Source organism: Rhodanobacter sp. G2-10 (assembly GCF_055809185.1).
Window position 1 is genome coordinate 2,048,990 of sequence record NZ_CM147900.1, and the last position, 25,086, is coordinate 2,074,075.

At 62.0% G+C, this 25,086-nt stretch carries 25 protein-coding genes; 22 read left to right on the forward strand and 3 right to left on the reverse strand.

Annotated features, from left to right (window positions below; translation table 11 throughout):
* Window positions 1–19: 19 nt before the first annotated feature.
* Both AC0L58_RS09450 and AC0L58_RS09455 read left to right on the forward strand, forming a co-directional pair.
* Entirely contained in the window at window positions 20–1,549 is a 1,530-nt protein-coding gene (locus AC0L58_RS09450; RefSeq protein ID WP_473682753.1) for an amino acid permease, read from the forward strand.
* Between the two features lie 76 nt (window positions 1,550–1,625).
* On the forward strand, window positions 1,626–3,092 hold the full coding sequence (locus AC0L58_RS09455) for an amino acid permease (protein WP_473682755.1): 1,467 nt from the start codon (window positions 1,626–1,628) through the stop codon (window positions 3,090–3,092).
* A 441-nt stretch (window positions 3,093–3,533) separates the two neighbouring features.
* On the opposite strand, the gene AC0L58_RS09460 is transcribed toward AC0L58_RS09455, so the two are convergent.
* Window positions 3,534–3,866 carry a high-potential iron-sulfur protein gene (locus AC0L58_RS09460; protein WP_473682757.1) on the reverse strand — a complete coding sequence of 111 codons (333 nt, stop codon included), beginning with the start codon at window positions 3,864–3,866 and terminating at the stop codon, window positions 3,534–3,536.
* A gap of 165 nt (window positions 3,867–4,031) precedes the next feature.
* Between AC0L58_RS09460 and AC0L58_RS09465 the strand changes: the two genes are divergently transcribed.
* The 20 genes from AC0L58_RS09465 (at window position 4,032) to AC0L58_RS09560 (ending at window position 22,518) form a co-directional block, all read left to right on the forward strand.
* On the forward strand, window positions 4,032–4,682 hold the full coding sequence (locus tag AC0L58_RS09465) for a methylthioribulose 1-phosphate dehydratase (protein ID WP_473682759.1): 651 nt from the start codon (window positions 4,032–4,034) through the stop codon (window positions 4,680–4,682).
* Window positions 4,679–5,230 (forward strand): 1,2-dihydroxy-3-keto-5-methylthiopentene dioxygenase, encoded by a 552-nt coding sequence (locus AC0L58_RS09470; RefSeq protein WP_473682761.1) that lies wholly within the window; start codon window positions 4,679–4,681, stop codon window positions 5,228–5,230. Before AC0L58_RS09465 ends, AC0L58_RS09470 begins: the two co-directional genes overlap by 4 nt.
* 69 nt (window positions 5,231–5,299) lie before the next feature.
* Window positions 5,300–5,992 carry an acireductone synthase gene (mtnC, locus tag AC0L58_RS09475; protein ID WP_473682763.1) on the forward strand — a complete coding sequence of 231 codons (693 nt, stop codon included), beginning with the start codon at window positions 5,300–5,302 and terminating at the stop codon, window positions 5,990–5,992.
* A 13-nt stretch (window positions 5,993–6,005) separates the two neighbouring features.
* Window positions 6,006–7,028 (forward strand): C13 family peptidase, encoded by a 1,023-nt coding sequence (locus AC0L58_RS09480; RefSeq protein ID WP_473682765.1) that lies wholly within the window; start codon window positions 6,006–6,008, stop codon window positions 7,026–7,028.
* A gap of 131 nt (window positions 7,029–7,159) precedes the next feature.
* A complete protein-coding gene (locus AC0L58_RS09485; RefSeq protein ID WP_473682767.1) occupies window positions 7,160–8,041 on the forward strand; it encodes an MliC family protein in 882 nt (293 codons plus the stop codon).
* Window positions 8,042–8,974: 933 nt separating this feature from the next.
* On the forward strand, window positions 8,975–9,406 hold the full coding sequence (locus AC0L58_RS09490) for a hypothetical protein (protein WP_473688670.1): 432 nt from the start codon (window positions 8,975–8,977) through the stop codon (window positions 9,404–9,406).
* 43 nt (window positions 9,407–9,449) lie between these two features.
* Window positions 9,450–10,319 carry a VirB8 family type IV secretion system protein gene (locus tag AC0L58_RS09495; RefSeq protein ID WP_473682769.1) on the forward strand — a complete coding sequence of 290 codons (870 nt, stop codon included), beginning with the start codon at window positions 9,450–9,452 and terminating at the stop codon, window positions 10,317–10,319.
* A complete protein-coding gene (locus tag AC0L58_RS09500; RefSeq protein ID WP_473682771.1) occupies window positions 10,316–11,083 on the forward strand; it encodes a TrbG/VirB9 family P-type conjugative transfer protein in 768 nt (255 codons plus the stop codon). The genes AC0L58_RS09495 and AC0L58_RS09500 overlap by 4 nt, the downstream gene beginning before the upstream one ends.
* A complete protein-coding gene (locus tag AC0L58_RS09505) occupies window positions 11,080–12,261 on the forward strand; it encodes a TrbI/VirB10 family protein (protein ID WP_473682773.1) in 1,182 nt (393 codons plus the stop codon). Before AC0L58_RS09500 ends, AC0L58_RS09505 begins: the two co-directional genes overlap by 4 nt.
* 35 nt (window positions 12,262–12,296) lie before the next feature.
* Window positions 12,297–13,328 (forward strand): P-type DNA transfer ATPase VirB11, encoded by a 1,032-nt coding sequence (gene virB11 / locus AC0L58_RS09510; RefSeq protein ID WP_473682775.1) that lies wholly within the window; start codon window positions 12,297–12,299, stop codon window positions 13,326–13,328.
* Window positions 13,329–14,303 carry a lytic transglycosylase domain-containing protein gene (locus tag AC0L58_RS09515; protein WP_473682777.1) on the forward strand — a complete coding sequence of 325 codons (975 nt, stop codon included), beginning with the start codon at window positions 13,329–13,331 and terminating at the stop codon, window positions 14,301–14,303. It abuts the gene before it with no gap.
* A 192-nt stretch (window positions 14,304–14,495) separates the two neighbouring features.
* Window positions 14,496–14,903, forward strand: coding sequence for a TrbC/VirB2 family protein (locus AC0L58_RS09520; RefSeq protein ID WP_473682779.1), 408 nt, complete (start codon window positions 14,496–14,498; stop codon window positions 14,901–14,903).
* Window positions 14,896–15,204: a VirB3 family type IV secretion system protein gene (locus tag AC0L58_RS09525; RefSeq protein WP_473682781.1), complete on the forward strand. Its 309-nt coding sequence runs from the start codon at window positions 14,896–14,898 to the stop codon at window positions 15,202–15,204. The genes AC0L58_RS09520 and AC0L58_RS09525 overlap by 8 nt, the downstream gene beginning before the upstream one ends.
* A 53-nt stretch (window positions 15,205–15,257) precedes the next feature.
* Window positions 15,258–17,741, forward strand: a complete 2,484-nt coding sequence (locus AC0L58_RS09530) for a VirB4 family type IV secretion/conjugal transfer ATPase (protein WP_473682783.1) — start codon at window positions 15,258–15,260, stop codon at window positions 17,739–17,741.
* Window positions 17,742–17,757: 16 nt separating this feature from the next.
* A complete protein-coding gene (locus AC0L58_RS09535; protein ID WP_473682785.1) occupies window positions 17,758–18,555 on the forward strand; it encodes a hypothetical protein in 798 nt (265 codons plus the stop codon).
* A gap of 64 nt (window positions 18,556–18,619) precedes the next feature.
* Window positions 18,620–19,723 carry a TrbL/VirB6 family protein gene (locus AC0L58_RS09540; protein ID WP_473682787.1) on the forward strand — a complete coding sequence of 368 codons (1,104 nt, stop codon included), beginning with the start codon at window positions 18,620–18,622 and terminating at the stop codon, window positions 19,721–19,723.
* Window positions 19,724–19,815: 92 nt separating this feature from the next.
* The gene (locus tag AC0L58_RS09545; RefSeq protein ID WP_473688672.1) at window positions 19,816–20,244 is read left to right on the forward strand and encodes a DUF4189 domain-containing protein; all 429 of its coding nucleotides are present in this window, start codon (window positions 19,816–19,818) and stop codon (window positions 20,242–20,244) included.
* 70 nt (window positions 20,245–20,314) lie between these two features.
* The gene (locus tag AC0L58_RS09550) at window positions 20,315–20,638 is read left to right on the forward strand and encodes a hypothetical protein (RefSeq protein WP_473682789.1); all 324 of its coding nucleotides are present in this window, start codon (window positions 20,315–20,317) and stop codon (window positions 20,636–20,638) included.
* 346 nt (window positions 20,639–20,984) lie between these two features.
* Entirely contained in the window at window positions 20,985–21,410 is a 426-nt protein-coding gene (locus tag AC0L58_RS09555) for a hypothetical protein (RefSeq protein ID WP_473682791.1), read from the forward strand.
* Complete coding sequence (locus AC0L58_RS09560; RefSeq protein WP_473682792.1) at window positions 21,400–22,518, forward strand: XVIPCD domain-containing protein; 1,119 nt, start codon at window positions 21,400–21,402, stop codon at window positions 22,516–22,518. The genes AC0L58_RS09555 and AC0L58_RS09560 overlap by 11 nt, the downstream gene beginning before the upstream one ends.
* Window positions 22,519–22,674: 156 nt before the next feature.
* Here the strand turns inward: AC0L58_RS09560 and AC0L58_RS09565 are convergent, their stop codons facing one another.
* Together AC0L58_RS09565 and purF are read right to left on the reverse strand one after the other, a co-directional pair.
* On the reverse strand, window positions 22,675–23,505 hold the full coding sequence (locus AC0L58_RS09565; RefSeq protein WP_473682794.1) for a ferritin-like domain-containing protein: 831 nt from the start codon (window positions 23,503–23,505) through the stop codon (window positions 22,675–22,677).
* 95 nt (window positions 23,506–23,600) lie between these two features.
* The gene (gene purF, locus AC0L58_RS09570; protein ID WP_473682796.1) at window positions 23,601–25,076 is read right to left on the reverse strand and encodes an amidophosphoribosyltransferase; all 1,476 of its coding nucleotides are present in this window, start codon (window positions 25,074–25,076) and stop codon (window positions 23,601–23,603) included.
* Between the last annotated feature and the right edge of the window lie 10 nt (window positions 25,077–25,086).

A 25,086-nucleotide genomic window follows, 5' to 3' on the forward strand; every position in this document is an offset into this window, starting at 1 on the left:
ATCACCCGAGGGGAGCTCGATGACAAAAGGTCTTTTTGCCACTCATGCCATCGAGGCGATGCCTCACGTCGACGCGGGCGAACCGGTCGAAGGCAGTGCCGAGGGTGAAGTCACCCTCAAGCGCGTCTTGACCGCACGACATCTGGTCATGCTCGGCATCGGCGCGGTCATCGGCGCCGGCATCTTTGCCATCACCGGCACGGCAGCCGCCCAGTTCGCGGGGCCCGCGCTGATTCTCAGCTTCCTGATTGCCGCAGTCGCCTGCGGTCTGGCCGGCATGTGCTACGCGGAGTTTGCCGCGATGCTGCCGGTATCCGGCAGCGCATATTCCTACTCTTACGCCACCCTCGGCGAAGTGGTTGCCTGGTTCGTCGGTTGGGCGCTGGTGCTCGAATACCTGTTCGCCGCCTCGACTGTCGCCGTGGCCTGGTCAGGCTACTTCGGCGAAATGCTGCGCATGCTCACCGCGGGAACCGGCATCAACTTCAACTTGCCGGCGGCGCTTTCCTCGGCGCCGCTCACTTTTGCCGACGGCGGCCACAAGCTGGTTTTCACCGGCGCACTGATCAATCTGCCCGCCATCCTGATCGTCGGCGCCATCAGCTGGCTGTGCTACCTCGGCATCACCCAATCGGCCACCGTCAACGCCATCATCGTGGCGATCAAGGTGACCGTGATCGTGCTGTTCCTGATCGTGATGTTCAACTACATCCACCCCGAGCTGTGGCATCCATTCATCCCGCCGAACGAGGGCGGCTCGAAGTTCGGATGGAGCGGCATCTATCGCGGAGCAACCCTGGTGTTTTTTGCCTACATCGGCTTCGATGCGGTCTCCACTGCTGCCGGCGAAGCCAAGAATCCGCAACGTGACATGCCGATTGGCATCCTGGGCTCGCTGCTGATCTGCACGATCCTGTACATCGCGATGGCTGCCGTGATGACGGGCACCACTCCCTTCCGCATGCTCAATACGCCAGAACCCGTGGCCACCGCCATCAATTACGTGATGGGCACGATTACCCCGGGTGGTGCCTCCAGTTACATCCTGAGCACGCTGAAGATACTGGTGATCTTCGCCGCCCTTGCCGGCTTGAGCTCGGTGGTGCTGGTGATGTTGATGGGCCAGCCACGCATCTTCTATTCGATGTCGCGCGATGGCCTGTTGCCGCCGGCACTCGGGCGCTTGCATGCAAAACACCGCACGCCCTACGTCGGCACGATTCTGGTTGGCGTGATCGCGGCGGCGCTGGCAGGCCTGTTTCCGGTCGATGTCCTGGGCGACCTGGTCTCCATGGGCACCTTGCTGGCGTTTGCGACGGTATGCATCGGCGTGCTCGTGCTGCGCCGCACACGCCCTGACATTCCGCGCGCATTCCGCGTACCGCTACCGTGGCTGGTATGCCCGCTCGGCGCCATCGCCTGCCTGTTCCTGTTCTGGCAGGCATTCGAGGTACGCTGGCCGCTGATGGTCGGCTGGATTGCCATCGGGTTCCTGATCTACGGCTTCTACGGCTATCGCAACAGCAAGTTGCGCACGAACGCCAACTGACCTCGAACGCGGCCGACGCCCCAAGCGCCGGCCGCAACGTTTCTGCTCCGCCCCGCCTCGCCAAGACTTTCAGCCCATGCTCAATCAGCTACTCGCGCGCAAGACCGATTTCAGCAACGACGACCACGCGCACGGCCCGGCGCTGCGTCGCACGCTGGGACCATGGGGCATTACCGCGCTGGGCATCGGCGCCGTGATCGGTACCGGCATTTTCGTGGTCACGGGTACGGCCGCCGCCGAACATGCCGGCCCTGCCGTGCTGATCTCCTTCATCATCGCGGCGATCTGCAGCGGTTTTGCCGCGTTGTGCTATGCCGAGTTCGCCACCCTGATCCCGATCTCGGGCAGTTCCTACTCCTACGCCTACGCCTCGCTGGGCGAACTGGCCGCCTGGTTCATCGGCTGGAACATGGTCGCCGAGTACGGCATCTCGGCCTCGGCCGTGGCAGCCAGCTGGACGGGCTACTTCACCAGCCTGCTCGATCACATGGGCCTGCATCTGCCCCAGGCGCTGACCGAGGCGCCGCTGGCATTCACCAATGGCCAGCTCGTGGCCACCGGCCACCTGTTCAACCTGCCGGCTGTCGGCATCGTGATGGCACTCACCTGGCTCTGCTACATCGGCATCCGTGAATCGTCCACCCTGAATGCGCTGATGGTGCTGGTCAAGGTGGGTCTGATCATCATCGTGGTGGTGGCCGGCTACCGTTACGTGAACCCGGAAAACTGGCACCCGTTCATTCCGGAGCCCCAGGGTGACGGCAAGTACGGCTGGTCCGGCATCATGCGCGGCGCGGCGATGGTGTTCTTTGCCTACATCGGCTTCGAGGCGACCTCGACCGCCGCCCAGGAATGCAAGACGCCGCAGCGTGACCTGCCGTTCGGCATCCTGGTCTCGCTGGTGATCTGCACCGTGCTGTATCTGGCGATGGCTGCCGTGCTGACCGGTCTGGTTCCGTATACGATGCTGGATACCGCCGAACCCGTGGTCACCGCGGTGGCAGCCATTCCGCAGCTCGGCTGGCTGCGCCTGATCGTGGAAATCGGCGCAATGATCGGCCTGTCGTCGGTGATCCTGGTGATGATCATCGCGCAGCCCCGCATCTTCATGATCATGGCGCGAGACGGCATGCTGCCGAAGGTGTTTGCCAAGGTGCATCCGCGCTACCGCACGCCGCACATCAACACCCTGATCACCGGCAGCATGATTGCGTTGCTGGCCGCCGTGTTCCCGCTGGACCTGCTCGCCAACCTCACCTCGATGGGCACCCTGATCGCGTTCTCGGCGGTGTGCGGCGGCGTGCTGATCCTGCGTCACACCATGCCGAACCTGCCGCGCACGTTCCGCGTGCCGTGGGTCTGGTTCACCTGCCTCGCCGGCGTGGCCAGCTGTTTCGCCCTGCTCTTCAGCCTGGACTGGTTCAACTGGGCCATTCTCGGCATCTGGACTTTGCTCGGCTTCGCGATCTACTTCCTGTACAGCCGGCGCCACAGCGTGCTGCGTCAGACCGCGCAGGAAGACTCGGTGACGAAATTTCGCTGATTTTCGGTGAAATCCTGTGAATTCCGTATAAGTGTTGACATGTTCGGTCAAAATCCAACTTTGGCCAGAAGCCCGGGAACTTGCGGACTTACTCGTAAAATCAATGTTAAATCATTGATTTTACGCATATTCTCAGCTCGCTCCCAAGGAATCTTTGCGGAGGGGGTCGCTCATTCGCCGATCTCGGGAGTATGATCCTCAGTCCGAGGGTATATCACTTGGCAGTGGGCCCCGGATCGCGGCCCGGTGCATCAGGTAAGCAGCTCCTCAGCCTGATGCCACCGGGCCGCACTTTGTCCTGATTTCAAAGCACCATTTGCTGTCCCGGGATCCAATTCGCGCCCAGATCAGTGGCGGCGGAAGCAACCTACCCTCAAGCGTCACGCACAAATGAAAAAAGGCCGGCGAATTCGCCGGCCTTTTCGATGGTCTGCTTTGCGATCAGGCTTTCTTCGGTGTGTGCGATACGCACCAGCCCTTCGCGTTCACGGATTTGCCAGGGAACAACTGGCACGGACCACGACCGGTGGGGCCACCGGAGTAGAACTGGCAGTTGGTGCAGTCGTCACCCGCCTTGTGCTTGGCATTGGTGCTCTTGGTGTTGTCTTCCACGTAGTCCAATGCCTTCGCCGTCGGATCGGAAGGGCTCAACGGCGGCAGGTCGGCCGCACGTGCGAAACGTGGCAAACCGCCCATCACCACTGCTGCCGCGGTGGTACCGGCAGCTACCTTCAGGAATCGACGACGCGATTCGATATCTTTCTCGTTCGACATGGACAAGCCTCCATCGTTTTCAGCCGACACACACCGCGCCGGTTCCACGGCGATGGTACGCCCGCGTACGCAATGTTTCCTGACTTGCGAGAATGACTCTCATTACTCCAGGGACCAATCATCCTGCGTGCTATCATCGCGCCTTCATTTGGACGTCCAAATCACATGAGCCAGACCCTGCCACGCACCATCAGCGCCGACCAGTTCAACGCCTGTGCCGACCGCATTGCGACGACTGCCCGCGCGTTGGCTGGCAAGGGCTGGACCCCGGCGACCAGCAGCAATTTCTCTGCGCGCATCGATCCGGCACACGCCGCCATCACCGTGTCCGGTCGTGACAAGGGAAAGCTCGGTCGCGATGACATCATGTTGATCGACCTGCAAGGCCGAGCCGTTGGCACCGACGCACGACCAAGCGCCGAAACCGCCTTGCATACGCAGCTTTACCGCCACTGGCCAGAGACAGGCGCCGTGCTGCACACTCATTCGCGCACGCAAAGTGTGGCTTCGCGCCTGTTCGCCAGCGAGGGTGCAATCCGCCTGCAAGGTTGGGAGCTGCAAAAAGCCATCAACGGCCATGACACGCACGAAAGCGTGTTGGAAATCCCGGTATTCCCGAACACCCAGCACATGCCCGAGCTGGTAGTCCGGGTCGACGCATGGCTGGACGCAGGCAGACCACTGCACGCCTATCTGATCGACGGCCACGGCATCTACACCTGGGGCCGCGACATGGCCGAAGCCGAGCGGCACCTCGAGGCGCTGGAGTTCCTGCTCGGTTGCGAACTGGACCTTAGAATGTTGAGGACACCATGAGTCAACTTCGCATTTTCGATGAAGGCGACCCCACGACCGCCCTGGCTACGCTGGACGACCACGCGGCGATCGCTGCCGAACTCGGCAAGATCGACGTGCGCTTCGAACAGTGGCAGGCGAACAAGCCGGTGGTTCCCGGGGCCAGCCAGGACGAGGTGATTGCGGCCTATCGCTCTGACATCGACCGCCTGATGAGCGAAGCCGGCTATCAGTCCGTCGACGTGATCAGCCTGACGCCCGATCACCCGGACCGCGCCGCGCTGCGCCAGAAATTTCTCGGCGAACACACCCACAGCGAAGACGAGGTACGTTTCTTCGTGGCCGGCTCCGGCCAGTTCACCCTGCACGTGGACAGCAAGGTCTACGACATCCTGTGCGAGCAGGGCGACCTGATCGGTGTGCCGGATGGCACCCGCCATTGGTTCGACATGAGCGAGTCACCCTTCTTCGTGGCGATCCGTCTGTTCACCAACAAGGACGGCTGGGTCGCCAACTTCACCGGCGACGAGATCGCCGCCCGCTTTCCCCGCATGCAAGCCGCGAGGTAGGAGACGCTCACCAACGCGGCTCTTGCCAATCCCGAATCCCCCAATCCCGAACTCCCACTCCCGGCCGCCATGATCGAAATCCGCGCCATCATCACCGACATCGAGGGCACCACCAGCTCGATCAGCTTTGTTCGCGACGTGCTTTTTCCCTTCGCGCGCAAACGCCTGCCCGCCTTCGTCGAAACGCACGCCGACCGGCCTGAAGTCCAGCGCTGGCTGCATGAAGCGGCGCGTGAGGCCGGAATGATCGAAGCCGAGCGGCAGGAGGTGATCGAGCTGCTGCTGTCATGGATCGACCAGGACCGCAAATCCACCGCGTTGAAAGCCCTGCAGGGCATGATCTGGAAGGATGGCTACGAATCCGGTGCCTATCGCGCCCACATGTACCCGGAAGTGGCTGCGCGCCTGCGCAACTGGCGCGCCGACGGGCTGCGCCTGTATGTCTATTCCTCCGGCTCGGTGCAGGCCCAGCAGCTGTTCTTCCGCCACAGTGAAGCCGGCGACCTCACGCCGTTGTTCGCCGGCTATTTCGACACGGAAACCGGGCCCAAGCGCGAGGCCGAGTCCTATCGCCGCATCGCGGAGGCCATCGAGGAGCAACCGCGGCATCTCCTGTTTCTCTCCGACATCGCCGAGGAGCTCGATGCGGCGCAAACGGCCGGCTTCCACACCGGTTGGCTGATACGCGAACCACACCCGCTGCCCACGTCGCCTCGGCATCCCGTCTATCGGGATTTCGGCGCCGTCACCGTGACCGGGTGACACACGAGCCGCCATGCGTACCGTCCTGACCATCTTGTTGGCGTTCGCCGCCGGCATCCTGCTGATGCTGTGGATACCGGGCCGCGCACCACCAGCCACATTGCCCACCCCGGAAACTCCCACGACAGCCGCGGTAGCGACAAGCGTCGCACCGCAGGTCTCCGGGGACGCTACCGGAGGCGACGCCGGACCTGCGAATGACTGGCCGGACTCCGGACCCAGTCCGGAACAAGTGATCTATGCGCAACCAGGCCTGGTCCGCGACGCTCTGGCCGCACTCTCCCCTCGCGTGGCCGGCAAGCCGAACCTGTACGTACTGACTTTCGCGGGCGACGGCGCAGAAGACGTGTTCCGCAACGAAGCCGAATACGCGGCGCAACTTTTCACCACCCGTTTCGGGCCGCGCGCGCACAGCCTGATACTTGAAAACAATCCGGCCTCGCTGACCACGCACCCGCTGGCCAGCTGGAGCAATCTGGAGGCCGCGCTCGGCGGCCTCCACAAAATCATGCACCCGGACGAGGACATCCTGCTGCTGTACGTCACCAGCCACGGCAGCGAAGATCACACCTTGCTGGTCGACATGGATCCGCTGCCGCTGGACCAGATCGGCGCACCGGACCTCGCCGGCATCCTCGCCATGCATCATTTCAAGTGGAAAGTCCTGGTGATCAACGCCTGCTACTCCGGCGGTTTCATACCGCCGCTGCGCGGTCCCGGCACGCTCGTGCTCACCGCGGCGCGTAGCGATCGCAGCTCGTTCGGCTGCGGCAGCGAATCGGATATCACCTACTTCGGTCACGCCTGGCTGGAAGACGCACTGAATCACACCGACAACTTCGTCGACGCGTTCACGCGTGCCCGCAGCGAAATCGCGAAATGGGAAAAGCAGGACAAACTGATCCCGTCCGAACCGCAGATCGACATCGGCAGCGGCATCGAGCAACAGTTGGCACGCTGGCGCAATGGCCTCAAGCCCGGGCCGGCGGTGCCATTCAAACCGACGGAGCCTGCATCAGCCGGGTCGACGCCCTGATCCGATGCCAAACCGACTTCCTGGCCAATCCCACCCGCAAACCGGGACCGGCGCCAGCGGCTCCGTTCACACAAGAGTTTCGCAACCTGCGTGTTAGCGTCAGCGATCGTTCTCCATCAAGGACATCGCGAATGAATGCACAGCCTGCGGTATCGGCAACGGAACATGCAGGTGGTTGCCGCCTGACCTCCTCCCTGAACTGGACAACCCTGCGCAGTGCGCTGGTCTTCGGCTTGCCGCTGCTGATGCTCGCAGCCTGTTCATCGCAACCACCCCTGACAGGTCCGAGCCGAGCAAATCCGACGCAAGCCCAGCCTGACATCTGCGCGCCATCGCAACTGGCATTCAGCCTCGACAACGGCGACGGCCGGTTCAACGGCATGTCCCACTCCGGCACGATGCTGGTGTTGCGCCATACCGGAACGACCGCCTGCACCATTTCCGCACAGCCGTCGCTGACCTTTACGGATGCAGACCAGCGGACACTGGAGATCACCACGAACAGTCCGTCCGACGCCGATCCAGCACCGACAGCAATCACACTCGCGCCTGGTGCTACCGTCACCAGCGACATCCGCTGGGTTTCCAGCAACGTCTACGACCACGGCCATTGCGAATCGCCTGCCCACGTCTCGCTCGCGATCGGCAAGCACGTCATCTCCGCGGCGTTTGCGGGACATCTGTGCGGTGCTTATGGCAAGTCATCCATCTATACAGCCACGGCGTTCAAACCCGCCAACGAGCCCGCTCCGGCCGCCGAAGCGAACGTCATCACCCACCACTGCGATGACCACCGCACGGTGAAGGCCACCTATCCGGATCACGACACCGCCGTGCTCACCTTCGACGGCGACACCCACCATCTGCAAACCGCCAGATCCGCCGACGGCGCTCGCTACGTGGGTGGTCACTGGCAATGGTGGACGAAGGGAATGCATGAAGGCCATCTCGCACCACTGAGGCCCGGCGAAGCCATTGCGTCGGCAAGCGGAACGACCTGCATCGCGCCTTGAGGAAGGAAAGCCGGCGAGCCGGCAACACCATTGCCCACGCCGGCAAGATTCAACGCCCGCCATCTGACACTGCAGGCACCTGGTCTGCGCGTGGCGCGCTACGTCGATGCGGACGAGCCCGTCCATGGTGCGCGCACCGTCACCTCGGTGATCACGAGAAGATCAGCACAGCGAGCCGCCGCCCGCTTGAGTCGTCACGGCGAGCCTTCGCAGGACGCATTCCTGACCGCGGTGGCGAGACCTGCACTGCGTAGGCGAATTCCGAAATGGGCACAGGCGCGAGCCGGTCACGCCGTAGGTTCCGTGCTCTTGCTCCAGCAGATGAGCGCTGCCGAAAGCGGCAACAAGGCAGACGTTGCGACGGCAACATCAGCACCTCAAGCATTACGCGCATACCGCTTGAATCAAGCGATTTCACGGCACTTTGGCGCGCAATTATTCGTCCGGAACCTCGACGTGTGAGCGCGCGCAGCTACCACGAGTACGGCACATGGGCAACCGTGAAACAGATCACACAGCGTAGGAAATTTTCCTAGCCATTTCGGGTTGACGGTGAGCAATTCGCACCGGATCATGGCGACCGTTCGATCAGGGGGATCGAACCGCCGCTTGGTTCGTAATCAGTCAATTGATTGCAACCAATGTCCGGCACCTGAGCAGTACAAGTCTTGCGATGCCCGGCATGGTTTCGAGCGCGCAAGTGACCCACGACATCGGACTGTTGGTGTACTCGCATGATCTGCAGGGGAAACAGGGGCTACCCCTTTCTGAATTCAAGGCATTGGCTTGTCCATGAGGCGGCAGCGACTTGCGGCCTTGAAGGTTTGCTGGCCAGAACGCCATCGACAGCATGCTCACCATGCGCGGCGGACAGCCGCACTCACGCTTGAGGTTGATGTGAAAGAGAAGATTCTTGGCCGAACTGCGGTCGGCATGCTGGCACTTGCCACCCTGCTTCTCGCTGCCTGCGGTACACCACCGGCAAAGGACTTCGGCGGTTCCTGGCGCCCCGTCAATCGGTATCGATCTGCGCCGACCGAGATACCCCTGCACGTGCAATACACCTACTTCGCCGCGCCCATCGACGAGACGTTGAAATCAATGCTCTCGCGCTGGGCAAACGATACCGATCGCACGCTGCGCTACGAGTTGAGCTACGACGTGACGTTGTACAAACCGGTTGCCGCGATACGCACCACGGATCTCGACGCTGCGGCATCCCAGCTCAACGACATCTACGCGGCACAGGGCGTCCGGGTCATTGCGCAGCCCGGCGAAATACTGGTGCAGTCGACCGACAGCCCGTCTCCTCCCGCGCCTGATGCATCCACCGGGAAAGCCGGCTCCGAGGCCATCAAACCATGAGCTCGCAAGGTCTTGATCCAGCCGTCCAGATGGCAATTTGCTGATGGGAAGAATAAAGACATCCGGCACCTCGATCGATCGCAGCCTGGCGCAATCGACACAGTTCGAACTCACCATCGCCGACCTCGCGCGACGCAGCGAACGCCGCGCCTGGTGGGTGGCGTGGTGCGCAGTGGCCATGGCCCTCATCATCTCCGGTGGCTACTACTACATGCTTCCGCTGAAGCAGAAGGTGCCCTATCTGATCATGGCCGACGCGTACACCGGTACCGCGACCGTGGCGCGGCTCGACGGTGATTTCGCGATGCGCGGCATCACCACGCGCGAAGCCGTCAACCGCAGCAACGTGGCGCACTTCGTGCTCGCACGCGAGTCTTACGATCTGGATTTGCTCAACCTGCACGACTGGAAAACCGTGCAGACGATGGCAGCCCCCGGCGTCAAGGCCCCTTATGTGCAGCTGTTCTCGAACGGCAACCCGGACAGTCTGGTCAAGCAATACGGCAAGGACCAGGCCATTCGCGTCAAGCTGCTGAGCATCCAGCTGATCGGCGGCGGCCCCGGAAGAACACCCCGCGGCGCCACCGTGCGTTTCCAACGAAGCCTCTACAACAAGCAGACCGGTGCCACCCGCCCGATCGACAACAAGATCGCCACCATGGCGTTCACCTACAAGCAAAACCTGGAGATGGACGACCAAAGCCGGATCGAGAATCCACTGGGCTTCTGGGTCACCAGTTACCGGGTCGACGACGACTACGCCACCGCGCCGCCGCCGGAGTTCCCCGCTGCATCCGTGGCACCCGCACCCATGGCACCCGCAGCCCCCGCGAACAACGAGATCGCGCCGGTGACCGTCACGCCTGCCGCAGAGACCGCCACAGACATCATCCATGGAGCAGGTTCCCGATGAACCGATCAAGCATCTGGTGGCTCGGAGCTGCCCTTTGCCTCACCACTGCCGTCACGCCATCGTTCGGTGCCGAGCAGGTGTTGACCCATTATGCATACGCCCCCGACACGATCTACCCGGTGCGCACCGGCCTCGGCATCACCACCCAGATCGAGCTCAGCCCCAACGAAAAGATTCTCGACTACAGCACGGGCTTCAGCAGCGGATGGGATCTGACCCGTCGCGACAACGTCTTCTACCTGAAACCAAAGAATGTGGATGTGGACACCAACATGATGGTGCGCACGGCCACGCATTCATACATCTTCGAACTGAAGGTGGTGGCGACGGACTGGAAGACCCTTGCCCAGGCCCGGCGTGACGGCGTGCAATACAAGATCACGTTCACGTATCCGGCCGACACCAGCTTTGCCCACGAGAAAAAGAAGCAGTTGCAGACTCCGGCGCAGAACAGCAAGTTGCTGCCCAATCGCAGCTACGACTTCAACTACGACTACGCCACCAAAAGCAAGGCCGCGCCGTGGCTGGTACCAGTCAATGTCTACGACGACGGCCGTTTCACCTACCTCAGGATGAGCGACCTCAAGCAATTCCCCACCGGCGACTTTCCTGCCGTGTATATGCGCGAGCAGGCACACGGTGAGGACTCGCTGGTGAACACCACGGTGGAAGGCAACACCATCATCGTCCACGGCACCTACAACTATCTGGTCATTCGCCACGGCAAAGATGTCGTGGGCCTGCGCAGGAATACGCGAAAGTGAATACTCCCCAGCACCCCGACGACGAGCGTACCGAGGGCCAACGGGCAGACGCCCCTCGCGATGGCCGCGAACCCCTCGCCGGCAACCCCTACGCCAGCCAACATCACCGTGCCGCCGAACCCGACCTGGATGCGAACGCACCCCAGCTGCGTGCCACCGAACTGCGCCGGATGAACCGGCGCGCGCTGCTCCTGCTCGGCGCGGTGGTGTTGCTGCTGCTGTTCGTCGCCTACTGGATGTTCACCAGCGCGGGCAGTCGTCGTGAACGACCCAAGCCGCGCGAGGAAAAAGTGACCGTCGCCGAGGCACCCAACAACCTGCGCATGCCGCAACTGCCTCCGACGTCGCCCACACCGGCACCCGCACCGGCAGAGCCGATCCCGGTACTGCCCAAGTCGCCACCCCTGCCTCCCTCACCGGCGCAGCCGCCGGTCTCCAGCGGCCCCAACCTGCTGCAACGGCGGATCGCTGCCAGCAACGGAGAAGGCGAAGGCGATGCCCCGACCAATCCGCAAGCCGCTGGCTCCGGCATGACCGCGCAACTGCCCACCGGCGAGCAAGCCGGTCCCACCAGCGCCCAGCCCTTGCCCCACCCTGACACCCTGATGCAGCGCGGGACCTATATCCGCTGCGTGCTGGAAACCCGCATTGTCTCCGACGTACCCGGCTTCACCACCTGCCTGGTGACCGAACCCGTGTACTCGTTCAACGGGCACACCTTGCTGCTGCCCAAGGGCTCCAAACTTCTTGGTTCCTACCACTCCAAGCCGGTCGGCGATCGCATGCAGGTGATCTGGGATCGCATCATCACGCCCACCGGCATCGACGTGAACATGAAGAGCCCCGGTATGGACAACCTCGGTGGCGCCGGTCTTCCCGGTTACTACGACGCACATTGGGCACAGCGGGTCAGCTCGGCGCTGTTCATCAGCATGCTCAGCGACGCGTTCAAGTACGAAGCCGCCAAACACGGCCCAAGAAACACCACCATCGGCAACGGCTTCGTCACCCAGTCACCGTACGAGAGCAACACCGCGCAAACCGTGCAGCAACTGGCCGATCAGGCCGTGCGTGAAGCCGCCAACCGCCCGCCCACCGTCACCATCAACCAGGGCACCATCATCTACGTCTATGTGGCCAAGGACGTGGATTTCAGCGGCGTGGTTGCCCGCTTCTGAATGTGCCATCCCGATCCCTGACTGCCGATATTTCCATGGACGATGTGACCACACAGATCTCCAACGACTTCCTCGACTACCAGTACGAGGTGCTGGGCGTGCGCGAGCACATGGCCTCGCCCGATGTCACGGAGATCTGCATCAATCGTCCCGGCGAACTGTACGTGGAAAATCGCCAGGGCTGGCAGCGCATCGAAGTGCCCTCGCTGACCTTCGAGCGCGCGCGACAGTTCTGCACGGCGGTGATCAACGAGAGCAACACCGGTCAGCGCATCACCGATGTGGATCCGGTGGTGTCGCTCACCTTCCCCACCGGCCAGCGCGCGCAGTTCGTGATCCCGCCAGCCTGCGAGGCCGATCGCGTCTCGATCACCATCCGCCTGCCATCGAAGCAGCGCAGGACCCTGGCGCAATATGAAAGTGACGGCTTCTTCAAGCAGATCGTGGAAGTCAATCACGGGCTGAACGAGGTGGACAGCGAGCTGCTGGAACTGCGTGCGGCGCGGAACTACGCGGAGTTCTTCCGCAAGGCCGTGCTGCACAAGAAAAACATCGTGGTCTCCGGTGCCACCGGCAGCGGCAAGACCACCTTCATGAAATCGCTGGTCCACCATATTCCCGACCACGAGCGTCTGGTGACCATCGAGGACGCGCGCGAGCTGTTCATCGACCAGCCCAACGTGGTCCATCTGCTCTACTCCAAGGGTGGCCAAAGCGCCAGCAACGTCACCGCAAAGAGCTGCATGGAGGCGTGTCTGCGCATGAAGCCGGACCGCATCATCCTGGCCGAGCTGCGCGGAGACGAATCGTTCTACTTCATCAGGAACTGCGCTTCAGGCCATCCCGGTTCGATCACCAGTTGCCACGCGGGCAGCACCGAGCAAACCTGGGACCAGCTGGCACTCATGGTCAAGGCTTCCCGCGAAGGCGCCGGCCTGGAATTCGGCACCATCAAGCGCCTGCTCAAGATGACCATCGACATCCTGGTCCACATCAAGGCCCATGACGGCAGCCGCCACATCACCGGCATCGATTTCGATCCGCAGCGCGACTTCAAGGAAGTCTGAATGTTGCCCGGAATGGAAATGCTGGCCTGCCCCAACCTCGCCGTTTCGCCCCAGGTGATGCAGCACATCGTGCAGGTCGAGTCCGGCGCCAATCCCTACGCGATCGGCGTCGTCGGCGGCCAGCTCGCGCGGCAACCGCGCAACATGGATGAGGCGCTCGCCACCGCCCGGATGCTCGAAAGCAAGGGCTACAACTTCTCGGTCGGCATCGCCCAGGTCAATCGGGCCAATCTTGGGCGCTACGGGCTGGACTCGTACCGCAGGGCCTTCAACACTTGCGACAACCTCGCCGCCGGTGCGCAGATTCTCGCCAGCTGCTACGGCAGCGCGCACGGCGACTGGGGCAAGGCGTTCAGCTGCTACTACTCGGGCAATTTCACCACCGGTTACCGCGATGGCTATGTGCAGAAGGTGTACGCCTCGATCAACCGCGACGCGGAAGCAAAGCAGGCAGTCTCCGCGCTCTCTGCTCCCGTCGACCACAGCATTCCACTGATTGCTTCCACGACCGCGACAGCACACCTTCCCGCAAGCAAAGCCGCGCTGCGACCGATGGTGGTGTATGGCAGCGACAGCCCGCAATACCGCGTGGCCTTGCGCAGCATCGCCATCGACACCGCAGCAGCCGCCGTCCTGCCGCTGGTGGTGTCCTCAGCGGGTCAATCGGCACATGTGGAAGCCACTGTCCCTGCGCAAACCGTGACACAACGCTGGTCTGACAATACGGCCGGACAGACGCCCCCACCATCCGCGCCCGCCAACGCAATCTCGCAACCGACACCGACCGCGGAGAGTCCGCATTCCGCTGAAGCTGGCACCCCACGCCTGACGGACGACGGCGTATTCGAGCCACAGGTTCGCGGTCCCAATGATCCGCCCGCATCACCAGCAGTGGTCGTGCAACGCGTGAACAAGCCAGCTGCTGATCGCGCCGACCTGCGCAGGGAGCAACGTGATTCCTCATTCGTTTTCTGAAGCCGCGAAAGCTGCGGCACTGGCTTTACCTGACGGGCACTTCGGTGCGCGTTCCCGTGGCGTCACCGCCACCAAATCGCCCCGGCCGCACCGGGGCACGACGCAGCAAACCCGACCGCAGGCCGCGGTCGACCCCAGGCGGCCATCCAACGATGGCCGCCGCTTTTCCAACTATCAACAAGGACAAATGTGATGGTCACGAACTCACTCGGCAACGACAACATCCTCAACTCTCAGCGCACACGGCTGTTCTTGTTCTTGTGCGCAGCAGCCTTCGTCATGCTGCTTTTGCCGAATTTCGCTTTCGCGCAGGACGCTCAGGGCACGATCGACACCACGTGCAAATTCGCCACCAACATCAACAAGATCCTCAATGCGATCTCGATCGTGGTCGTGACCATCGCCGTGATCTTCTCCGGCTACCAGATCGCCTTTGCGCACAAGCGCATCGGTGATGTGGCGCCGGTGCTGATCGGTGCGGTGCTGATCGGTGCGGCCGGACAGATCGCGAAGATGTTCCTTGCCGGCAGCACTACCGGAGCTGGCGCCACCGAATGCACGGCAAGCGTGGTGACGCACCTGCTCAACTACTATGCATAAAGACGCACTGTTCCGCGGATGCACCCGTCCACCGATGTTCATGGGCGTGCCATATATCCCGTTTTTCATGGCGGCGGGCGGGTGCTTTCTGCTGGCGGTGTACACCAACTTCTTCTACCTGTTGCTGCTGCCGGTGGTCATCTTCGTGATGCGACAGATGGCACGTCGCGACGAGATGATCTTCCGGCTGCTCGGGCTGCGCCTGCAGTTTCGCACCCGGATCAGGAATCTCGGCGACAACGACGGTATGTGGGTATTCACCCCCAACAGCCATCGTGGTCAGAGCAAAGACAAATCGTGACCTGAAGCAGGCGCCGCGGCCCCGATGGCGCGGCGCCATGCCGGACGAGAACCATGCCCAAGCCCAAACCCGCATTCACGCCCGACACGCCCATCGCGGAATTCCTGCCGTTGTCCACGCACGTGTCACCCACGGTGCTGAAGACCACCGGCGGCGACTTCCTGCTGGTGTGGCGATTGGGTGGGTTGCCCTTCGTGGGGCGTGAGGAGTGGGAGATCGAACACCGCCACAACTCGTTCAACCGCATGCTGCAGACGCTGCGCGCACCGGACTTCGTCAACGTGGCGTTCTGGGTGCACGACGTACGACGTCGGCGGCGATTGAAAGACGATAGCCGGTTCGCCCAGCCGTTCAACCAGGACATGTCCGACACGTACTTCAAGACTCTGTCGGCACAAAAGCTGATGCAGAACGAGCTGTATCTCACGATGATGTATCGACCCATCGTGTCGGGCAAACGCTTCGCGGAAATGTCCGCCGACGTCGCTCGGCTGGAGTCCGAACAGCGCGACGCCGTGAACACCATGCTGGAGCTGGCAGGCAACGTCGAGGCCGTGCTGAAAGACTATGCGCCCTATCGCCTGGGCATGTACGAGGCCGCCAATGGTGTGGTGTTCTCCGAGGCGCTGGAGCTGTACGGCTACCTGCTGAACCGCATCGACGAACCGGTGCCCGTGCTCAGTGCGCCCGTCTACGACTACCTGCCGGTGAGCAAACAGCGCTTCTCCGCCAAGACCGGCGACTACGTGATCACCACGCCCGACGGCATCAATCACTTCGGCGCCATCCTCAACATCAAGGAATACACCGACGGCACCTATCCGGGCATCCTCAACGGCCTCAAGTACCTGGATTTCGAATACGTCATCACCCATTCGTTCAGCCCGATGGGACGCCAGGACGCGCTCAAGGCGCTGGACCGCACCAAGGGCATGATGGTCTCCTCCGGCGACAAGGCGTTCAGCCAGATCGCCGAGCTGGACCACGCCATGGACCAGCTCGCCTCCGGCAACTTCGTGCTCGGTGAATATCACTTCACCATGGCGATCTACGCCGCCAGCCAGGAGGCGCTCTCGCACCAGATCGCCAGCACCCGCGCCGAACTCTCCAATGCCGGCTTCGTCTCGGTGAAGGAGGACCTGGCCGTCACCTCCGCGTTCTACGCGCAGTTCCCCGGCAACTGGAAATACCGCACCCGACTGGCCAACGTCAGTTCACTGAACTTCCTCGGCCTGTCGCCGCTGCACAACTTCGCCACCGGCAAGAAGGAGAACAACCCCTGGGGCGAATGCGTCACCATCCTGCAGACGACCAACGGGCAGGCCTACTACTTCAACTTCCACGCCACCCACCCGGCGGAGAACTCGCTCGGCGAGAAAGCCATCGCGAACACCATGGTCATCGGCAAGTCCGGCACCGGCAAGACCGCGCTGATCAACTTCCTGCTGAGCCAGGTGCAGAAGCTCACGCCCTCCCCCACCATTTTCTTTTTCGACAAGGATCGCGGCGCCGAGATCTTCGTGCGCGCCTGCGGCGGCAACTATCTGGCGCTGGAAAACGGGCAGCCCACCGGCTTCAATCCGTTCCACTGCGAGCGCACCGAAGCCAACGTGCAATTCCTTGGCGACCTGGTGAAAGTGCTGGCAGGCAAAAGTGTCTACAGCTCGCGCGAGGAAGAGGACATCTTCCGCGCTGTCGAGAACATTCTCGACACCCCGATGCACCTGCGCTCCATGGCCAACTTCCAGAAGAGCCTGCCCAACATGGGTGACGACGGCCTGTTTATCCGCATGCGCAAGTGGACGGCAGGCAACTCGCTGGGCTGGGTGTTCGACAATCCAGTCGACACCATCGACCTGGAAAAGACCCACATCATCGGCTTCGACTACACCGAGCTGATCGACAACCCCGAAGTGCGCGTGCCGGTCATCAACTACCTCCTGCACCGGCTGGAGGCACTGATCGACGGTCGTCCGCTGATCTACGTGATGGACGAATTCTGGAAGATCCTCGACGGCAAGGGCGGGCTCAAGGAGTTCGCCAAGAACAAACAGAAAACCATCCGCAAGCAGAACGGGCTCGGCATCTTCGCCACCCAGAGCCCGGAGGACGCACTGGCCAGCGACATTGCCGCCGCCCTGATCGAGCAGACTGCCACCATGATCCTCCTGCCCAACCCCAATGCGAGCAGGGAGGACTACGTCGATGGGCTGAAGCTGACAGACGCCGAGTATCAGGTCGTCGTAAGTTTGGACGAACGCTCGCGCTGCTTCCTCGTCAAGCAAGGCCATGCCAGCGCGGTATGCCAACTCAACCTGCGCGGCATGGACGACGCCCTTGCCGTGATCTCCGCCTCCACCGACAACATCGAGATCATGCACGAGGTCCTGCAGCAACGAGCCACCGCCGAAGGCGTCAGCGTCGACTCACTACGGCCCGAGCAATGGCTCAGCGACTTCTATGAAAACCGCAAGGGTAGCGGCAAGCAAAAACCCACCCAACCAAGCCCGCGCAGCCCGCGCGTGGCAGCTCGCTAACGTGGAGGATCACCTCATGCCTACCTTGTCCTCGATCAAAGCCGCGCACCGCTTCCGCCCCAACAAGGGAAGCGCTCTGGCACTTTCCTTGGCCTGCGGACTGGCAGCCAGTGCGGCGAGAGCGCAGGTCATCGTCAGCGATCCCATTCTCGAGGGCGCCAAGGCCACCTCCAACGCCACACAAGCCACTCAACTCGCCAAGCAAATCCTGCAATACACGAAGCAGATTCAGCAATATGCCACCGAAGTGGAGCAGCTCAGGCAGATGTTGACCAAAATCGAGAGCCTGGGCAACGGCATCTCACTGTTCCCCAAAACCCTTGAACCGCTCAGCCCAGCGCAACAAGACAAGCTGGTCGACCAGGCTTGCCCGGGCGCGCCTTTGGGTGGCGTCGTCACTGGCGCAATTGACAGCCTTTTGGGCAGTAGCAATCAATCCATAACGGAACGCCAGAATTTGATCTGTCGGGAAATCGTGATGCTGCAGGTGGACGAGTACAACATCACGTCCAAAGCCCTGGGAGCGTTGACCGCGCAGCAAAGTACCGTGCAAAAGCTGAGCGGCATCGTCAATGCAATCAGTACGTTTGGCGAATCAAGCAGCGCGACATCCCAGGCCGAGCAATATCTGGCGCAGCTGCAGACGGCCGGCGACACCTGGAAGCAACAGATAGCCGCAGATGAAGCCATGATCGCGACACTGCAGCATCAACAGGGCGTTCTTGCCAAAGTCGCACTGAGTGGAAGCAATACCGTTTTGGGCAATGTGGTAAACGCAGTCGCGCTGAAAGCCGCTTTCACCATCAACCAATGATTCGCAGGCTGGCAATCGACAAATATTCCGCACACCGAGCGCTTGGTGCAGCGCAGGACAGGCCATGACAAATCTGGGCAATTACGTTTACTTTGTTCTCGTCTATGACTACTTGCAACATCAGATTCAGATTTTCGAGGACAATATTCTTGCTCACATGATGGCGTGGGCCAGCGGCATTGCGCTGGTATTGGTCACGCTGTGGATCATGATCCAGGGTTATCGGCTGATCACGGGTCAATCGCGCGACTCAATGATGGCGATGGTCATGAACATGACCCGCATCGCCATCATCGTCACCGCGGCCACCACCATGAGCATTTTTGGTGGTGACTTGCAGCAATACCTCTCGGCCAACGGCGCGCTGGGCTCGGAAATCAGTCAAGTCGTCTCGGGAGAGGACTCCCCGGTAAGCGCCATCGACAAGAACATGGCCGTCACGCAACTGAGCCTGGCAGCCATCGACGTGGTGCAGGTACCTCCGGGCGATACCGCTTCGGTGCAACAGAAGGCCCATGCCATGTTGCTTGCCGGCCTCGGTGCCGCCGGCCCACCGATGGCCGCCGGCGCCATGTTGCTGATGTACCAGTTCGCCATGGCCTTGTTCATTGGCCTGGGCCCGCTGTTCATCCTGTGCCTGATCTTCGAGCAAACCAAGTCGCTGTTCCAGCGCTGGCTGCTCTACGGCATCGGCACCCTGTTTTCCATCGCCGTACTGTACGTAGTCACCAGCATCGTGCTGAAGCTGACCATCAACGTGGCCGCTGCCCTGTGGTCAGCCAGCATCGTCAACCACATCCTCGACACCGGCTCCGAAGGCTTCTCCAGCCAGGCCCTGCAGCAAGGCGGCATCGGCCTGCTGCTCACCGTGCTGATCGTGTCCGTGCCACCGATGGCCGCCATGTTCTTCCAGGGGACGTTGGGCAATTTCCTGACGTATTCAGCGTTTGGCATGGGGGCGACAAACCGGCTAGGACCGCAGGGGCAGCCGCCGGGGAGCTATGGGTATGGGGGGTATGCGACGCTCGTTAACAATGCATATGCCAACACTGCGCAACAAAGCGGAGGTCGTGCAGACGGCCTCAATCTTGGCCGCATGCCCGGCAACGCAAGCACCGTTCAGGCTGATGTGGTCAAGCCAGCTGGTCCAACATTGGCTGGAGGCTGACTATGAAATCACCTATTTCTCGCTACTTGTTTGTTGGCTTGTTGCTTCTAATAACCAGCATCGTCCATGCCGAAGGAGTATGCCCGCCCGGCATGTTTCCCACCAATCCACCCGGGGCACAGGGTCCTGTGGGTTGCGCCCCCATTCCGGGGTACAACAATAACCAGCAGCAAGTACAACCCCGGCTACCACCGCCTCGATGGGAATCCCGATGGGGGGCAATTGCGACTGATTTTGCACATAGCAGTGCTGGGGCATCGGTCGACCAGCTCGATAGAAACAGCGCAGAAGAAGCTGCTCTCGCTAATTGTCGGTCAAACGGCGGATCAGAGTGCAAGGTTGAAATCACTTACTACGATCAATGCGCGGCATTAGTCGTAGGCACCACGGGGCACAACTCAGGCAGCGCTCCCACTATCGATGAAGCGGTCAAAATGGGCATAAAGACGTGCACAGATGCCGGTGATACCGCGTGTCGCGCTTACTACTCCGCCTGCAGTCTCCCGGTGCGGATTCAATAGCCCGCGTGTTGTCCACATTCATCATCGAGCGCCCACATCACCGCGCCACCCAGCACATCGGAGGTATGTCATGAAACTCCACTCCCTGTTTGTCGTTCTGGCCTTTGGCACCATCGCAGCCTTGGCCATCGCGCCAGTCCGCGCACAAAGCGTGGACCCCTGCACCGTCTACACCTGCATGGCTGGCATGTCCGGCTCGGGAACCACGGGCGGCCCCGCTTGCACTCCCGCAACCAACTACTTCTTCAGCCTCGTGGTGTTCGATCCCTACTTCGACGCGCCCGCTACGGCGCAGCTGCGCCGCCAATATCTGATGACCTGTCCCGGCGCCAACGTGGCGACCAACGCTGCCATCCTGCACGCCATCATCGCCGAGTGGGGCTCGGTGCCCTAGGGCGCTGCACCCACACGCGTGCCACCAACGCTGCAAACCCGTCCATACCGAGTCGATTACCGTGAAACGATTCCACATCCTCTGGATTGCGTTGTTCTTCGCCGCTACATCTGCATGCCAGTCTCATCAATCAACGGATCAAGCCACGAATGGATCGACGCCAGAGACCGTCGCTGGCGCAGCGAGCCCATCCTCACCTCTCCCTGTGCCTCCGACACGACCGGTAATCCAAACGCCGACGAGTCGTTCTCCAGCCCACATTCCAGCCAACTTCTCCGAATACGCATCCGAGCCGGCACCCGAAGGAGAACGCTGTGTGGTAGGTGCGAAAACAGACGAGGACGGCATGAATCAGCGGCCTGTCGCCTACGTCACTGAGGGAAAGGGCGCGCAGCCGCGATGGGTGGATCAGCTCGCCTTACCCGCCCACACATTCCAAAGCCGCGCCACACACTGCGCCTGGTCCGACAGCAAGCTGTTCGTGCTGCTGCAATCCGATACCCAGCCCCAGCAGACGTTGTCACAAACGCTGTTGCGTGTGGTGGCGCTCGACCCCGCCACGGGTGAGGTACAGGCAGAGCGGGACATTGAGTTGCCAGGGATGTTCAGCGCGTGGGTGGACGAAGGGACAAGCCATTTCCGATGGAAGGACCATACCCTGATCATGTCGGGTCATGACCTGTCGCAATCATCCCCGCGTGTCCAGACAGCCTTCACCGTACGCATGAACAGCGATCTCGCGCCCGTCGAGGAAAAGCAGCATGTCCGATAAAGACAAATTCATCGCCGAAATCTATCCGGCTGCGGTGAAGATCTCTCAGGAAACCGGCATGTCGAAGGAACTGCTCCTGGCGCAGGCAGCCCAGGAAACCGGTTGGGGCCAACACGTGTTGGCTGGCACCCACAACATCTTCAACATCAAGGCGTCTGCCGACTGGAAGGGGCCGAGCAAGACCTTCAAGGTCTGGGAAATCGAAAACGGCCAGAAGGTCTGGAAAGACCAGGACTTCCGCGTGTACGGGTCGACGGAAGAAGCTCTGCGCGACCGCGTCAAGTTCCTGCAGGATAACCCCCGCTACACCAAGGCTGGCCTGTTCGATGAAGGGACCAAAGGCGATTTCGCCAAGGAAGCGGCCGCGCTGCAAAAAGCGGGCTACGCCACCGATCCGCTGTACGCCAAGCATCTGATCGCGGTATACAACGGACCGACCATGCAGCATGCGATCGCGCTGGCTCAAACACAGGCGCGGGGCAGCATCCTGAAACAAGGTAATCACGGCCCTGCGATTGGCGCTTTGCAGTCGCAGCTTGCCACGCTGGGTTATACCGGTACGCGGGGGCACTCGCTGAAAGTGGACGACAACTTCGGTGCCGATACGCACCACGCCGTCGAGGCCTTCCAATGCGACCATCATCTTGCCGTCGATGGCAAGGTTGGAACTCGGACCCAGCACGCGCTCACTCAAGCCCTGCAGGCAAAAGCCCATCCGCCTGCCGTGCTATTGAACGATGCCAGTCATCCTGGTCACGCGTTGTACCAACAGGCCCTCGCTGGCGTGCAGGAGATCGATGCACAGATCGGTCGGCACTCCGATGTGCGCAGCGACAACCTCGCTGCAGCGCTCGCCGTTGAGGCGCGCCGCGAGGGTCTCACCTGCATCGACGAGGTCGCCTTGAGCGGGAACGGTGAACGCGCCTTCGCGATGCAGCACGGGCCGCATGCGCCCATGGCGCATGTGCAAACTGCCGACGCGGTAAATACTCCGGTGGCGCAAAGTAGTGACTGGTGGGCGCAGATCGCGACGGATGCAACTGCGCCACGCATCCCGCCGCATGAAATACCACGTCCCGAACAAACGCCACATGCAGTCGGGCGATAGCCCTGTCGGCGGGGCCGAGCTGGTGCCGCTGACCTTCGATCAACGAAAGCAGCACGATCAGCTGGCGGATTGTCAGGTGTCTATCCTCGCGCAGCCGCGCTCTCGTCCTGGTTGCTCAAGCCCGGCGGGCTCTTAGCGCGATATTCCGCCCGATGGCTAGAGCGGCCCAGGTCGCGTGCGAAGTCCCTCGGCGAGGTTGATGAGCGTATCGATTTCAAGATCTGAAAACCCCGCTTCAGCACGCGCCGGGCGATTGAACGGTCCACGCAGATCGACACCCATGTAATCGCGGATCAGGCCGAAGAAGGTTGCCACCGGCTCGATGCCATCGCGTTCGCAACAATGGTGGTACCAGCGCGTGCCGGCGGCGACGTGGGCGACTTCCTCGCGCAGGATGACTTCGAGTATGGCCACGGTTCGCTCGTCGCCGAGGTGGCGCAATCGCTCGATCATGCCGGGGGTGACATCGAGCCCGCGCGCTTCCAGTACGCGTGGTACCAGGGCCATGCGGGCGGTGTCGTTGTCGGCGGTTTTCTCGGCCATTTGCCACAGGCCGTCGTGGGCGTCGAAATCGCCGTACACATGTCCGAGCTCGGCCAACCGTTCGGACAGCATGGTGAAGTGACGCGCTTCATCATGGGCGCAGCTGGCCCAGTCGCGATAGTAGTCGTCGGGTTTGCCGCGAAATCGGTAGACGGCGTCCCACGCCAGGTTGATCGCGTTGAATTCGATGTGCGCTACCGCGTGCACCAGTGCAGCACGACCTTCGGCGCTGCCGAGACCGCGTTGCGGAAGCTTGCGCGCATTGACCAGCGTCGGCTTTGCCGGCCGGCCGGGTGGACCGATCGGTTCCGGCGGCGACGCAGATGGGTCTGCGTGCAAGTCGCCGGCCAGGAACGCCTGCCAGGTGGCTTGAGTCAGACGCAGCTTGTCGGCCGGAGCGGTAGCGTCGAGACAGCGCTTGGCAGCGGCGTGGAGGTCAGTCATGAGCTACGTGCAGGAGCCCGCCCTGCGGTCGATGCTTTGCATTTTCGATTCCCAAATCCCAAATCCCAAATCCCGATTCCCGATTCCCGACAGGATCAAACCACGCGGCGCGCGGCTTTGGCATCGTCGGAGCGCAGCATCTGGATCTGTGCCAGATATTCGTCGTCCAGTCCGGTGACGTATTCGCCGGAGAAGCATGAGGTGTCGAAGTGCCGGAGGTTTTCATTGCCGTCCTGCACGGCCCATTCAAGATCCTTGAGGTCCTGATAGATCAGCCAGTCGGCGCCGAGCAGCTTCTCGACTTCCTTCTCGGTGTGGCCGGCAGCGATCAGCTCGCTGGTCGATGGCATGTCGATGCCGTAGACATTCGGATAGCGCACCGGCGGCGCCGCGGAGGCGAAGTAGACGTTCTTTGCGCCAGCCTCGCGCGCCATCTGGATGATCTGTTTCGAGGTGGTGCCGCGCACGATCGAGTCGTCGACGAGCAACACGTTTTTCTTCTTGAATTCCAGGTCGATCGCGTTGAGCTTGCGGCGCACCGATTTCACGCGCTCGCCCTGCCCCGGCATGATGAAGGTGCGGCCGATGTAGCGGTTCTTGACGAAGCCTTCGCGGAACGGCACGCCCAGCGCGCCGGCGAGCGCACTGGCGGCGGTGCGTGCGGTGTCGGGAATCGGGATTACCGCATCGATGCCGTGGTCGGGGCGCTCGCGCAGGATCTTCTCGGCCAGTTTCTCGCCCATGCGCAGGCGCGCCTTGTAGACCGAGACGTCCTCGATCATCGAGTCCGGGCGGGCCAGGTAGACGTATTCGAAGATGCACGGCGAGTGCACGGCGTTCTCGGCGCAACGACGGCTGTGCAACTGGCCATGGTCGGTGATGATCACGGCCTCGCCCGGCATGATGTCGCGCACCAGCTTGAAGCCGAGCACATCCAGCGCCACCGACTCGGAGGCCACCGCATACTCGTGACCCTCGGCGGTGATGCGCTCGCCCAGCACCAGTGGCCGGATACCGTGCGGATCGCGGAACGCCACCAGGCCGTAGCCCAGCAGCAGTGCGATGCACGCATAGCCGCCGCGCGCTCGCGCGTGCACGCCCGCCACAGCCTTGAAGATGTGGTCGGGAGTCAGCTGCATGCGGTCCTGGATCTGCAGCTCATGCGCCAGCACATTGAGCAACACTTCCGAATCGGAATCGGTATTGATGTGGCGCCGGTCGCCCTCGAACATCTCGCGGCGCAGCGCTTCAGTATTGACCAGGTTGCCGTTGTGCGCGAAGGCGATGCCATACGGGGAGTTGACGTACAGCGGTTGCGCCTCGGCCGAGCCTTCCGAGCCTGCGGTGGGGTAACGGCAATGACCGATGCCGATGCGTCCGCGCAAATCACTCATCGCGCGCTGGCCGAACACGTCGCGCACCAGGCCGTTGCCCTTGTGCAGGCGCAAACGCGAGCCGTCCACGGTGGCGATTCCGGCCGCGTCCTGGCCGCGGTGCTGAAGCACCGTCAAGCCGTCATAGAGCGCCGACGCCACTTCCGTGGTACCGACGATGCCGATGATTCCGCACATGATTCGTGGC

Excerpts from the sequence above, each read along its gene's own strand:
- AC0L58_RS09545 (WP_473688672.1), top strand. The coding sequence starts at position 19,816 with ATGTTTCCCACCAATCCACCCGGGGCACAGGGTCCTGTGGGTTGCGCC.
- AC0L58_RS09520 (WP_473682779.1), top strand. The coding sequence starts at position 14,496 with ATGGTCACGAACTCACTCGGCAACGACAACATCCTCAACTCTCAGCGC.
- AC0L58_RS09460 (WP_473682757.1), bottom strand. The coding sequence starts at position 3,866 with ATGTCGAACGAGAAAGATATCGAATCGCGTCGTCGATTCCTGAAGGTA.
- AC0L58_RS09555 (WP_473682791.1), top strand. The coding sequence starts at position 20,985 with ATGAATCAGCGGCCTGTCGCCTACGTCACTGAGGGAAAGGGCGCGCAG.
- AC0L58_RS09500 (WP_473682771.1), top strand. The coding sequence starts at position 10,316 with ATGAACCGATCAAGCATCTGGTGGCTCGGAGCTGCCCTTTGCCTCACC.
- AC0L58_RS09540 (WP_473682787.1), top strand. The coding sequence starts at position 18,620 with ATGACAAATCTGGGCAATTACGTTTACTTTGTTCTCGTCTATGACTAC.
- purF (WP_473682796.1), bottom strand. The coding sequence starts at position 25,076 with ATGTGCGGAATCATCGGCATCGTCGGTACCACGGAAGTGGCGTCGGCG.
- AC0L58_RS09530 (WP_473682783.1), top strand. The coding sequence starts at position 15,258 with ATGCCCAAGCCCAAACCCGCATTCACGCCCGACACGCCCATCGCGGAA.
- AC0L58_RS09525 (WP_473682781.1), top strand. The coding sequence starts at position 14,896 with ATGCATAAAGACGCACTGTTCCGCGGATGCACCCGTCCACCGATGTTC.
- AC0L58_RS09450 (WP_473682753.1), top strand. The coding sequence starts at position 20 with ATGACAAAAGGTCTTTTTGCCACTCATGCCATCGAGGCGATGCCTCAC.
- AC0L58_RS09535 (WP_473682785.1), top strand. The coding sequence starts at position 17,758 with ATGCCTACCTTGTCCTCGATCAAAGCCGCGCACCGCTTCCGCCCCAAC.
- virB11 (WP_473682775.1), top strand. The coding sequence starts at position 12,297 with ATGGACGATGTGACCACACAGATCTCCAACGACTTCCTCGACTACCAG.
- AC0L58_RS09495 (WP_473682769.1), top strand. The coding sequence starts at position 9,450 with ATGGGAAGAATAAAGACATCCGGCACCTCGATCGATCGCAGCCTGGCG.
- AC0L58_RS09455 (WP_473682755.1), top strand. The coding sequence starts at position 1,626 with ATGCTCAATCAGCTACTCGCGCGCAAGACCGATTTCAGCAACGACGAC.
- AC0L58_RS09560 (WP_473682792.1), top strand. The coding sequence starts at position 21,400 with ATGTCCGATAAAGACAAATTCATCGCCGAAATCTATCCGGCTGCGGTG.
- AC0L58_RS09485 (WP_473682767.1), top strand. The coding sequence starts at position 7,160 with ATGAATGCACAGCCTGCGGTATCGGCAACGGAACATGCAGGTGGTTGC.
- AC0L58_RS09470 (WP_473682761.1), top strand. The coding sequence starts at position 4,679 with ATGAGTCAACTTCGCATTTTCGATGAAGGCGACCCCACGACCGCCCTG.
- mtnC (WP_473682763.1), top strand. The coding sequence starts at position 5,300 with ATGATCGAAATCCGCGCCATCATCACCGACATCGAGGGCACCACCAGC.
- AC0L58_RS09480 (WP_473682765.1), top strand. The coding sequence starts at position 6,006 with ATGCGTACCGTCCTGACCATCTTGTTGGCGTTCGCCGCCGGCATCCTG.
- AC0L58_RS09515 (WP_473682777.1), top strand. The coding sequence starts at position 13,329 with ATGTTGCCCGGAATGGAAATGCTGGCCTGCCCCAACCTCGCCGTTTCG.
- AC0L58_RS09465 (WP_473682759.1), top strand. The coding sequence starts at position 4,032 with ATGAGCCAGACCCTGCCACGCACCATCAGCGCCGACCAGTTCAACGCC.
- AC0L58_RS09550 (WP_473682789.1), top strand. The coding sequence starts at position 20,315 with ATGAAACTCCACTCCCTGTTTGTCGTTCTGGCCTTTGGCACCATCGCA.
- AC0L58_RS09565 (WP_473682794.1), bottom strand. The coding sequence starts at position 23,505 with ATGACTGACCTCCACGCCGCTGCCAAGCGCTGTCTCGACGCTACCGCT.
- AC0L58_RS09490 (WP_473688670.1), top strand. The coding sequence starts at position 8,975 with ATGCTGGCACTTGCCACCCTGCTTCTCGCTGCCTGCGGTACACCACCG.